Genomic DNA, 11,062 nt, shown 5'->3' with positions numbered 1-11,062 from the left:
CACGGGCCGACCGGGCCGCGGCGCTGGCCCGAGCTGCCGGCGACGGCCCGCTCGCCGCCCGCGCCCTGGCCCTGCGGGCCCGCGTGGTCCGCCCGCACAGCCCGGCGGTCGCGCTGCAGATCGCCGGGGTCGCCGCCCGCATCGCCGGATTCAGCGCTACCCGTGCGCTTATCGCCGGCAAGGTCGTCACCAGCTCCTACGCCGCCACCGGCGACGCGGCCGGGGTCCGCGACGGCGTCGCCCGCGCCTGGCAGGCCATGGAGCGTCTCGACGACAGCGCCTTCGGCAGCCCCGGTTTCGCGCTGGAGACCTACTCCCCGGCCGACCTCGCGCTCGCCTGCGCGGAGGCGCTCACCACCGTCGGCGCCGCCGACGAGGCCACCCCCCATCTGGAGCGCGCGGCGGCGCTGGTCACCGGGACCGGCCAGACCGGGATGGTCGTCTCGGTCCGGATGGCTCAGGCCCGCGTCGCCCTGGCCCGCGAGTTCCCCGACCGGGACGAGGCCGCCGACCACGCGGGCCGGGCCGTGGCGCTGTCCGCCGCGCGTCCGGCCGAGTGGCTGGCCCGCCTCGTGCGGGACGTCTCGGACCTGTCCGAACGGCGCACCGGCGAGGGCCTCGACGACCTCGTCGATGCCACCGCGCCCTGGCTGCACCATGAGCCCGACGCCGATCGAGGCGCGGCTCTCGCCGCCCGCTTCGGAGTCGGTGGCAGGCGCCTCACCACCGGGGCGACCGGGGCTACCGAGGTCACACGATCTGCCCGAACGGTCGGCAGCAGCTCGGCCGGCGGCTCTACGGCCGGCGGCTTCGGTTCGGCCGGCGGCGGTGACGCGGCTGGGATCCGAGCCGGCGGCGCTGGTGCGGGCCGTGGAGGTCAGGGCGTCATGGTGCAGCGGGCGGGCGGACCACCGACTGTGCCTGCGCCCCGGCCCGCACGGTGACCGGCCCGATCCCCAACACGCCCACCACCGGCAGGTCGACGGTCCGGGTTCCCTCCACCTGGACCGTCGCCGCGTCGACGAGGCTTCCGGTCAGGGACGTGCGACCGCTCGGATCAGCCTGCCGCTGATACCGCTGGACGGTCGCGTCGACATCGGTGAGCGGCAGCCGGTCCAGGGTGCCCGCCGCGGAGTAGACGGCGGTCTCGTCGATCCGCTGCGCCGCGGCGAGCGCCGCGCCGTCCGCCGCCGACGCCACCGACCGCCGCGCCAGATACACCGCCGACACATCGGTCACCACCACCACCAGCATCGCCGCGACCAGCAGATAGCCAAGGGTGAGAATCAGGATCGTCCCGCTGTCCGAATCCCCGGCCAGGGCTCCGCCCGGCGGCCGGCCGCGCCCCGCGACGAACCTGGCCTGCCACTTTCGCCGCAGGTCAGGCATATGGTTCTCCTCCCCGCGCCTGGGATGCCGCAGGTGCTGCACACCTGCACCCACCGCGAACACCCCACGCGCACACCGCGCCCACGGCCGGAGTGCCTACCGGGGTGGTCGCATTGTAGAAGAACCGGTGGCGTTGCCGGACTCGTGCCGGCACGGTACCGGCCGCCAGAATGGTCGGCGTCGAAGGCTAACCGCGTAGGGCGCGGTAGGTCGCGGCGGCGGCGGGGTGCAGCGGCAGTGGCTCGGTGTTGATGAGATTGCCGACGTCGAGGTACTGGGTGCCGCGGGCCTGGGCGGGCACGAGCTGACCGGCGTGGTCGACGAGAGCGCGGACCGTGTCGCGGACCTCCGAGTCGCCGGTGCGCGTCCCGGTGAACAGCAGGTTCGGTACTCCGACAGTCCGCACGGCGCCGACGGTGCGGTAGATGCCGGCCGGCAGGGAGATCTCGTTGTAGTACCGGCCGTATCCGCTACGCAGAGCGGGGACGTAGCCGCCGAGATCGAGCAGGCGGATGCCCCAGGCCTGGTCGGCCTTGGCCAGTACGGCGGTCGGCACCCCGCCGGACCAGAGCATGGCGTCGATGAGACTGTCCCGAAGGGCCCCGACGGCATCGTTGAGCGACAGATGCCGGGCCTGGCCGAGCTGAACACCCGCGGTCGCGAACAGCCGCTCACCGAACAGCGCCGCCCCCGAACCGTTGGCGCCGAGCGACACCGACCGGCCGGCGAGGTCGGCGAGGGTCTGCACCGGACTGTCCGCGCGCACGACCAGCTGCATGTAGTTCTCGTAGACCCGGCCGAGCGCATACAACGTCATCGGACGGCCACCGAAGGCCGGGCCGCCGGTCCGGGCCGCGTCGAGCGAGTCGGCGAGCGCGAGCCCGAGATCGGCGGTGCCGGCGGCGACCGCCCGGATGTTCTGCACGCTGCCGAGGGTCTGCATCACCTGGGCGTCGAGCAGGGGCCGGAGCAGGTTCGCGAACTCGATGTAGAACCCGTCCGGCTCACCGGCCGCGATCGAGATCGTGTGATCGGAGGACCCGCAGGCCGCGCTGAGTCCGGCGGTCACCACGCAGGCCGTGCCGAGCGCGCCGCCAAGCAGCATCCCCCGTCGAGAAACCATCATGCCCCCGGACCTCGTGACCCATCCGTCGCACTGTCCCCACCCGGCGGACCATCCCCGCCGGCTTGGTCGTCCTTGCCGGCTTGGTCCTCCTTGCCGTCGCCTCGGCCGGCGGTGTCGGCGCGTGGCCCTGTGCTTCGGCCGGGACGCGGCCGATCGGTCCCCGGCAGACCCGGAAGGTGGCTCTCACGCAGACCCGGAAGGTTGCTCCGCCGCAGACCCGGAAGGTTGCTCCCGCCCGGAGGCGGCGGGTCCGCGACAGGGGGTTGGTGCGCAGGCGGCTGGTGCGCAGGCGGCTGGTGCGCGGGTAGTTGGGGAGCAGGCGGTGGGGAGGCAGCGGGCTCAGGGCTGCCGGGACCAGACGCCGGTGGGTGGGCGAGCCCGGGCAGGCGCGGTGGGGTGGAGGGGCCGGAGGCAACACGGCGGTGGGCGCGGCGGCGACGCATGCCGGGCAGGACCACCGTGGGGGTGGTGTCGGCACGGATCGAGTCCACCCGGTGCGGCCGTGCTCCGATCGGCCCGGTCGACGCGGACGGGCCAGGTGGCGCGGACGGCGCTGGCCGGGGGCCGGCGGGCAGGTCGACGGCGACGGACAGGCCGTGCGGTGACATCCGGGAGAGGATCAGGCGACCGCCGTGGTTGGTGGTCAGTCGTTCGGCGATGGCGAGGCCGAGGCCGGATCCAGGGGTGATCTCCGGTCCACCCGGGCGCACGTCCAGCCGGCCGCGCCGAAAGCGTTCGGTCAGATGTGGCAGTTCCGACTCGCTGACGCCGGGGCCGTCATCAGTGATGGTGAGCCGGCCCCGGGCGGCCGGCCAGCGAGCACCGACCGTCACGGTCACAGTGCTGCCCGGGGCGTATTTGATGGCATTGTCGATCAGCACGTCCACGATCTGCTCCAGGTCGGTGTCCGTGCAGCGCAGGGGGACGGATTCCGGTGGGGTCCGGTATCTCAGCGAGACGCCGCGGGTAAGCGCGGCCGGCGACCAGAACTCGATCCGATCGCGGACGATCACGCCCGCGTCGCAGGTCACCGCCGACGGCGGGTACGCGGCGAGCTCGGTGGCGGCGGCGTCGGCAACGGCCAGAGCCCGCATTCCGTCGAGCAGGGTCTGCAGCCGCGCCGCCTCGGCCACCATGGAGGCGTAGGTGTCCTGGGCGCCGGTGGGCACCCGGTCGGCGAGGGTGTCCATCCGCAGCCGCATCGCCATCAGCGGGTTGCGCAGCTGGTGAGAGGTGTCATCGATGAGCGCCCGCTGGCGGCGGGCCGACTCGGTCACCGCATCCGCCATCCGGTTGAACGAGGCGAGCAGGGCGCGCACCTCGGACGGCCCCTGCTGAGGGGGAACGTAGGCACTGTGCACGCCTTTGCCGACCGCGCGCAGGCCGTGTTCCAGCTGGGTGATCGGACGCAGCACCCATCGCACGAGCAGCACGATCAGGGTGGCGAACAGCGCGGCGATGGCCAGCACGCCGAACAGCACCCGCTCCCACAGCCGGCCGACCTCGGCGGCGGCCCGGTCTCGGCTGGTCAGCAGCACCACCGCCCCGGACACCTCGATGCCGTTGCCGACGGGCCGGGCGAACACCACCCGGCCCTTCGACCAGGGCCGCAGGTCGGGCAGGGTGGCCAGGCGCTGGTTGCGCAGCGCGGCGTCGATCGCCCGGGCGACCTCCGGGCCGTCGGACAGGTCACCGCGGCGCACGAGCGGATGGCCGGCGGCGTCGACGACGGCCACGGCGTCGCCGTAGAGCTCGGCGTGCGCGTCGATCTCCGGCCCGAGCTGGTCCGATCCGGTCATGGCGAGATCGGCGAACCGGTTGATGTCGGCAGTCCGCCGACTGACGAACCGGTCGGTGCGTTCACCGGCGGTGGTGTAGAGCAACGGGACGGCGAAGGCGGCGAGCGCCGCGAGCCCGGCCGCGATGAGCACGATCAGCAGCCGTCGACGCACCTCAGTCGCCCAACCGGTAACCGAAACCGCGGATGTTGTGCAGTGGGCTCGGCCGGCCGAGCTTCTTGCGCAGCTTCGACAGGTGAACGTCGAAGGTGCGCGACACGGCGACGTAGGCGTCGCCCCACACCTCGTCGAGCAGCTGCTCGCGGCTGACCGCCGTGCCCGCCTTGCGGGCCAGTACCGCGAGAATCTCGAACTCGATCCGGGTCAGCACCACCTCCTCGCCGGCCACCGTGACCAGATGGGTGTCCAGGTCGATGTCGATGCCATTGATCCGCACCCGGCTGACCGACGGCACTCCCTCCTCTCGCTGGGCGCGGCGCAACACCGCCTCCATCCGGGCCAGCAGCTCGTCCATCCGCACCGGCTTGAGCAGGTAGTCGTCGGCGCCCAGCCGCAGGCCGCGGACGATGTCCCGCTCGTTCGTGCCCGACGCGGTGAGGACGACGACCGGGGTGGCGGCCAGTCGCCGCAGTCGGCGCAGCACCTCCAGTCCGCTGATGTCCGGCAGCCCCAGGTCAAGGAGCAGCAGGTCGGCACCCCGGTGACGCAGCAGCGCGTCGGCCCCCCGGGTCACCCATTCGACCGGATGTCCACGAGCGTCGAGCACGTCCTTGATCGCCCCACCCACGCCACGGTCGTCCTCGACCAGCAACACACGCATTGACGCCTCGATCCTCCAGCCACGACGTGCGCCGCGGAAGCCCCTCCACCCTCGATACGTGCGTCGCGAACCAGACCAGCGAGCGGACGCCTGTCGGGGGACAACATCTGCTCTCTGTCGGCACGTTGCGGCTACCGCTGTGCGCAAAACCCGCGAAGTTCAGCGAAACATCCGAAAGCCCGACCCCAGCCCACACCACACCCACCACACGCCAAAGATCGGAACTGGCGATCACGATCGGCGATCAGAAGAGCCGCCGCCCGCACCGTCCGCAGCTGTCCGCGACAGCACGCACAGCCAACCCCGCCGCCACATCGACAAGAACGGACGAGCCCAGCCGAGGAGGACGCACAACCTTCACGCCCATCAAGGCATCCAGGAGTGAAGTCCGGCATCGGGTCAGTGCGCGGACACTTCGGGGACGCGCCACAGCCGGATGGTGTTGTCGCGGCCCGCGCTGGCGAGCAGGCGACTGTCCGGAGAGAAGGCCACCGCCTGCACGAAGTCCGTGTGACCGGTCAGCGGGCCGCCCAGCGGCCGCGGCGACGTACGGTCGCGCAGATCCCACAGCCGCACGGTGCCATCGAAGCTGCCGCTCGCGAACAGCGCGGCGCTCGGCGCGAAGGCGACCGCCCACACCGAGCTGGTGTGGCCGCGCAGGGGCTGGCCGATGAGGCGCGGTGAACTCGGGTTCGTCATGTCCCACAGCCGGATGGTGGTGTCCTTGCTGCCGGTGGCCAGCGTGCGCAGGTCCGGCGAGATCGCCATCCCGTAGACAGGGCCCGAGTGACCGGTCGCCAGATCGGCGGTCCGCTGCGGCTCGGGCCCGTCACTCATCCACCACAGCCTGACCCGCTGGACGCCCCCGCTCTGACCGGAGCTGGCCAGGTAGGCGCCGATCGGATCAATCGCCTGTCGCACCCAGTCGACGGAGGAGCTCCCCGCGGACAGCTGACTGACCAGGCGCGGATGGCGTGCGTCGGCCATGTCCCACGCGCGGACGATTCCGGCCCGCGTGCCGTCGAAGAGCCGCTGGCCGTCCGCGTTGAACGCGAGCCAGTTCACCGTCGAGGCACTTTTGGAGAAACTGGCCGGTATGCGGCGCGGATGAGACGGATCGTGCACGTCCCACAGCTGCTCCGTACCATCCCAGTTGCCCAGGGCGAGGGTGTTCCCCTGTGGGGAATACGCGACGCTGAGCACACCTGCCGTCGGCGGCGAGGTCGACCCGAGGGAACGCGGACGTTCCGGATCGCTGATGTCCCAGAACCGGACCGTGCCATCCTTGCTGCCACTGGCCAGCGTGCGGCCGTCCGGTGCGAACGCGAGGGCCGCCACCCAGTTCGTGTGGCCGGTCAGCGGCTTGCCGATGAGGCGAACCGCCTGCACCCGCCCGCCGTCGCTCTCGCCGGCCCCGATCAGCAACAGTGTTCCCGTGACGGCGAGGCCCGCGACCACGGCGGCAGCGCCCACGCGAACCGTCCAGCGCCGGTTACGCCCCGACCGCCAGGGCCTGGTCCCGGCTCGACGCCGCGCGGCACCGGCTTTGCCGGCTTTACTGGCCCCCTCGGCCGTTTCACCAGCCTCACCAGCCCCGCCAATTTGATCAGTGTTGGCCGGCCTTTGGTCGGCTGGCCGCGGGTCGGTGAGCGCACTCTTCGACGTCCCGGGGGGCGATGCGGTCTCGCCGACCATCGCCAGGGATTCCCAGGCGTGTCTGGAGGGCCGCTCGGCGGCGGCCCGAACGTCGTCACTGAGGCGGATCGGGATCCCGGACCGCGCGATCCAGGTGGGTCCGTAGGCGTCCGCGGCCGCACGGGCCAGCGCCAGGGCGAACACATGCGCGGAGTCCGGGCGGTCCCCCAGGTCAGGGGCCAGGGCCGCGAAGATCACGTCCGAGACCCCCTGAGGCACCTCGGGTGGCAGCGGTCCGGGCGTGGTCGGTCCAGGCCGGACCGGCGACGACATCGAGCCCCGCGAGCGCGGACCCGGTGAGACCGGCTGCCGCGAGTCCGGCGGCGGCGAAAGCGGCCGCGGCGAGGGCCGCCGCGGCGGTGCCGCCCAGGCCGCGGGAGATCCGAACGGGACCGTCACGCCGTCGTCCGGGCGGTCGGCGAGCAGGAAGTGGAGCAGCATCGCGAGTCCGTAGAGGTCCGTCGCCGGGCCGAGCCGTCCGCCGGCCAGCTGCTCGGGGGCCATGAACAGCGGTGTGCCGACCACGGCGCTCGCGGTCACCGGCGTGCTACCGACCAGTTTCGCGATACCGAAGTCGACCACCTTCAGTACGCCGGAGGTGTCGAACATGACGTTGTCCGGCTTGATGTCACGGTGCAGAACACCCCTGGCATGCGCGCAGCTCAGGGCATCCGCCACGGCGAGCCCCACGGCGCAGACAGCGTCCGGGCCCAGTGTTGCCCGACGCTGGGTGAGTGTGCCGCCGGCAAGTCGCTCCATGACGATCATCCGCAGCCCCGCGGCCTCACAGTAATCGAACACGCGTACGATATGCGGATGGTCAAGCCCGGCGAGGATGCGCGCCTCGGCACTGGCAGCGGCGTCGAACCTCGGGCCGCCACCCGCGGCCAGCACCTTGATGGCGACATCGCGCTGCAGGCTGGTCTGCCAACCGGCGAGCACCAGCCCGAATCCTCCGGAGCCGATCTGATCACCCAGTTGGTAGCCGGGTAACGCATCGGCGACCAGCCCGCGGTCAACGAGCACGAGCGGCACCCCGACAGAACCCGCCCCGGCGGGGGCGATGCTCCCGGACACCTGCCGTTATTGTGCCTTTTCCTCCCAGCACAAGGCGTGAGTCTACGGCCGCCTCCTCACGCCGCTCACACTGCGGCAGCAACCTGCCCCATCCTGTCCGCAGGAGACAGTTCCGGCCGACACCGGCCGGCCTGCCTGGACCGGGTCGCCGAGACGCATGCGCGGGACCCGTAGAAGAACGGGCGGCGGCTCGGACCTGCTGGCGACCCTGGCCGCCCGCCAGCGCTCCTGCCACTCGTCGAGATTTCCCCCGCAGGCACGGACATAGGCACTGGCCACCTCCCAGCGAGGCAGCGCACGGCCGTCGGCGGCCCGGGCAAGATGCGCCGGGGAGAAATGAGCGGCCTTCGCGAGCTGCCGATAGGGAATCGCACCGGCCTGTTGACGCAGCTCGCGCAACGCCGCCGCGAAGTCGCGGACGGGCCCGGGCACAGATGGAAGCGGACTTTCCGGTCGAGCCATGGTCATCTCCTTGGCGCGCGCCCGGCCAGCCGCCCCCCGTAGACAGCCGTCCCCCTGCTTCCCGGCCACGCGTCCCGTCGACTTTATCCGGACGTCCGCCCGATCCGCATACAGAAGCGGGCGTCGTCGGAATTCGGACACCACCACCAGGCGCTCTCCTCCCGGTACGGCCGCCCGCCGCCCGGCCATTAGCCGGCAAAGGAATCCCCACCCGCTCGGTATCCGGACCGGCTCAGCACATCGGATCCGGCATCTTGACGCCTGCGGATGGCCCGACCGTGCGGTGTCGATACGACGAATCAAGGACCGGGTTTACGCCGGTTCCCACCGCCAGCCGTTGTTGTCGGTGCAGACGATCGCCTCGCCGTTGCCGGCAACCCCATGCACGCCATGATCGGAATTGCGGCAGAGCTGACCGGGCGCGTAGCACTTCCCGCCATTTGTCAACGGCTGGCAGGCAGGAGCCGCGGCAGCCTGCGCCGGCGGATTGTTCGCGGGTGGCGCGACGGCAGCCGCAGGGGCCGCTGCCTGGGCCTGAGCCGCCGGCACCGGCGCCCGCGCCGGCCGCGCTGCCTGCGCCGGCACGGCTGCGGTCTGGGCGGGCACGGCGGCAGCCGAGGGTGCCGCGTGGGTGGCGAGGACGGGGGCCGCCGGGGCCGCCGTCCGACCCTGAACACCGGCCGTCGGCACGGTGGCCGGCAGCGATGCGGCGGCCACGGTCGCGGCGGCCGGCGACGGTGACGGGACTGCGGTGGCGGGACCGGGCGACGGGCTTACCGTAGCGGCGAGCGGCGCACTGGCCGCGGCGGCCACCGTCGGGTCCGCCGACTTTTTCGACGACGGTGACAGCAGCGCGACGACCGTCACCAGCACGACGAACAGCACCGCCCCGGCGGCGATCCGCGGCCGGGTCAGGCGGCGGGACAGCCACTGGTTCCACCGGGTCATGAGCTGGTCGTAGCCGGAACGGCCGTCCGGTGGACGCATGTCATTCATGTTTTCCCCCCGAATCCACTGTGCGAACGGAGGTTACTCGATGGCTCGTCAAGGCCGACTTGCGCCCCCGGCCCTTGGACGCAGGCGGATGTTCCGCCTGCTGGTTCTCGGCGGGACGGTCAGGCGGTGCCGACGAGGAACGAGTAGGTGCTGGCGCTCACCAGCCAGCGGCCCTTGATACGGATGGCGGTCACGTCCCGCCTGATCTCGTATCCCCACTGCGCGCCGAGTTTGGGATCGGTGTGGTTCAGGATAATGGTCGCCGTGGCGTGGTCGCCGTCGACGAGACTGATGTTCTCGAGCCGCACCTTCAGATTGCCGACGAGTCCCGGATAGCGCTGCCCAAAGCGCACGGTCATGTCATGGAACGTCGAACCGTTCTCCACATAGGCCAGCCCGTCGTCGACGTTCTCGTCGGCGTCGAACGCCTCGGTGAAAGCCTTCGTGATCTCGCTGGCGGCCGCCTGGTCCGATTGCGCGACGCCGGTCGCCGGGCTGCCAGCCGGCCCGGACGAGCCTGCCGAGGAGCCGCCTGCCGGGACGCCGTACGTCAGGGGTGAGCCCGCCGAGGGCCCGGCTGGCGACGAGTCCGCCCCGCCGGGCCGGGGCATGGACGGTGACCGGCGCACGGTGGCGGCCGGGCCGGGCCGGGCACTTCCGGTAGCCGGCGCGATGACGCTCGCCGCGCCACCGGTATCCCCACTGCCGCCGGCAAGGTGCCGGCCGAAGACCAGAGCACCCAGGACCACCGTGCTCGTGGCCAGCGCCGCCGCGGTGAGCATGAGCCACCGGCGACGTTCCTGCCTGCGTGGCCTCGCGCCGGCAAGAACGCGGGCGGCCAGGCCAGGTGGTGCCGTGACGGTCGCGGTGGACTGCTCGAGCAGGTCACGGAGCACCCGTTCGAAGGCCCGGTCCGCGGCGGAGGATTTCCGGGAGTCGGCGCCAGGATGGGCACCCCGGCCGGAGGAAACGTCGGGAGGAGCATCGTCGCCTGGCATCAACGTCTCCCGTCGCTTCGCACGCCAATGTCCCCGAGGTGCCGGCTCGCCCGCAGCCGGGCCAGCGCCCGCGATGCGTGCGTCTTCACCGAACCGACGCTGCAACCGAGGATCTCGGCCACCGCCGCCTCCGGCAGATCGTCGTAGTAACGCAGGACAACCACCGCACGTTGCCGCGCCGGCAGCTCCTGCAACGCCCTGAGTACCTGGTCCCGCAGCGCCAGATCCGGCCCGGCGTCCACACCGGGCGGATCGCCCGCCGCTTCCAGCGGTTCCTCTCGGAACTGCCGGGCACGCCACCGGCTCGAGGCGGCATTCACCATCACCCGTCGGACGTAGGCCTCCGGCGTGAGGATTCGTTCCCCGTCCCAACGCCGGTAGGTACGTTCCAGCGCCCCCTGGAGGAGATCCTCGGCCGCATGGCTGTTGCCGGTCAGCAATAAGGCTGTCCGCATCAGATGGTCGGCCGAGGCGGTGATGAAATCCTCGAACGACCCGTAGGACGCCACGTCCATCGAGTTGCCCCTATCGATGGGGCCCGCGCGGCCCGCTACCGCTTTGCAGGCGGATCTGCCGGGTACACGGGCCGGCGGCAAAAACGTCGCCGCCGTGTACACGTCGGCGGGGGGGGGGGGGGGGGGGGGGGGGGGGGGGGGGGGGGGGGGGGCGGGGGGGGGGGGGGGGGGGGGGGGGGGGGGGG

10 protein-coding genes are annotated in these 11,062 nt (G+C 72.3%); 1 reads left to right on the top strand and 9 read right to left on the bottom strand.

Going from position 1 to position 11,062, the window contains the following annotated elements:
* Positions 1 to 944: hypothetical protein (locus MXD95_RS06225; protein WP_250639581.1), on the top strand; the 944-nt coding region annotated here is incomplete at its 5' end.
* Here the strand turns inward: MXD95_RS06225 and MXD95_RS06220 are convergent.
* From MXD95_RS06220 to MXD95_RS06180, 9 genes are all read right to left on the bottom strand, one after another.
* Positions 886 to 1,389 carry a pilus assembly protein TadG-related protein gene (locus tag MXD95_RS06220; protein WP_250639580.1) on the bottom strand — a complete coding sequence of 168 codons (504 nt, stop codon included), beginning with the start codon at positions 1,387 to 1,389 and terminating at the stop codon, positions 886 to 888. The genes MXD95_RS06225 and MXD95_RS06220 overlap by 59 nt on opposite strands.
* A gap of 187 nt (positions 1,390 to 1,576) precedes the next feature.
* Entirely contained in the window at positions 1,577 to 2,512 is a 936-nt protein-coding gene (locus MXD95_RS06215; protein ID WP_250639579.1) for a TAXI family TRAP transporter solute-binding subunit, read from the bottom strand.
* Complete coding sequence (locus MXD95_RS06210; protein ID WP_250639578.1) at positions 2,512 to 4,467, bottom strand: sensor histidine kinase; 1,956 nt, start codon at positions 4,465 to 4,467, stop codon at positions 2,512 to 2,514. Before MXD95_RS06210 ends, MXD95_RS06215 begins: the two co-directional genes overlap by 1 nt.
* A gap of 1 nt (position 4,468) precedes the next feature.
* Positions 4,469 to 5,134, bottom strand: coding sequence for a response regulator transcription factor (locus MXD95_RS06205; RefSeq protein WP_250639577.1), 666 nt, complete (start codon positions 5,132 to 5,134; stop codon positions 4,469 to 4,471).
* 399 nt (positions 5,135 to 5,533) lie between these two features.
* On the bottom strand, positions 5,534 to 7,906 hold the full coding sequence (locus MXD95_RS06200; protein ID WP_250639576.1) for a WD40 repeat domain-containing serine/threonine protein kinase: 2,373 nt from the start codon (positions 7,904 to 7,906) through the stop codon (positions 5,534 to 5,536).
* A 42-nt stretch (positions 7,907 to 7,948) separates the two neighbouring features.
* Complete coding sequence (locus tag MXD95_RS06195; RefSeq protein ID WP_250639575.1) at positions 7,949 to 8,368, bottom strand: helix-turn-helix domain-containing protein; 420 nt, start codon at positions 8,366 to 8,368, stop codon at positions 7,949 to 7,951.
* 312 nt (positions 8,369 to 8,680) lie between these two features.
* Positions 8,681 to 9,364 carry a hypothetical protein gene (locus MXD95_RS06190; protein ID WP_250639574.1) on the bottom strand — a complete coding sequence of 228 codons (684 nt, stop codon included), beginning with the start codon at positions 9,362 to 9,364 and terminating at the stop codon, positions 8,681 to 8,683.
* A 119-nt stretch (positions 9,365 to 9,483) separates the two neighbouring features.
* On the bottom strand, positions 9,484 to 10,362 hold the full coding sequence (locus tag MXD95_RS06185; RefSeq protein WP_250639573.1) for a hypothetical protein: 879 nt from the start codon (positions 10,360 to 10,362) through the stop codon (positions 9,484 to 9,486).
* Positions 10,362 to 10,877, bottom strand: coding sequence for a SigE family RNA polymerase sigma factor (locus tag MXD95_RS06180; protein WP_250639572.1), 516 nt, complete (start codon positions 10,875 to 10,877; stop codon positions 10,362 to 10,364). Before MXD95_RS06180 ends, MXD95_RS06185 begins: the two co-directional genes overlap by 1 nt.
* Positions 10,878 to 11,062: the final 185 nt, after the last annotated feature.

The organism is Frankia sp. AiPa1 (assembly GCF_023243075.1).
GTDB lineage: Bacteria > Actinomycetota > Actinomycetes > Frankiales > Frankiaceae > Frankia.
Note: the sequence above shows the minus strand (reverse complement) of the source record. Positions and strands in the feature narration are given on the sequence as shown.

What these genes read in the sequence shown, in the direction of transcription:
- MXD95_RS06180 (WP_250639572.1), bottom strand. Translation starts at nt 10,877, where the DNA reads ATGGACGTGGCGTCCTACGGGTCGTTCGAGGATTTCATCACCGCCTCG.
- MXD95_RS06190 (WP_250639574.1), bottom strand. Translation starts at nt 9,364, where the DNA reads ATGAATGACATGCGTCCACCGGACGGCCGTTCCGGCTACGACCAGCTC.
- MXD95_RS06195 (WP_250639575.1), bottom strand. Translation starts at nt 8,368, where the DNA reads ATGGCTCGACCGGAAAGTCCGCTTCCATCTGTGCCCGGGCCCGTCCGC.
- MXD95_RS06220 (WP_250639580.1), bottom strand. Translation starts at nt 1,389, where the DNA reads ATGCCTGACCTGCGGCGAAAGTGGCAGGCCAGGTTCGTCGCGGGGCGC.
- MXD95_RS06205 (WP_250639577.1), bottom strand. Translation starts at nt 5,134, where the DNA reads ATGCGTGTGTTGCTGGTCGAGGACGACCGTGGCGTGGGTGGGGCGATC.
- MXD95_RS06185 (WP_250639573.1), bottom strand. Translation starts at nt 10,362, where the DNA reads ATGCCAGGCGACGATGCTCCTCCCGACGTTTCCTCCGGCCGGGGTGCC.
- MXD95_RS06215 (WP_250639579.1), bottom strand. Translation starts at nt 2,512, where the DNA reads ATGGTTTCTCGACGGGGGATGCTGCTTGGCGGCGCGCTCGGCACGGCC.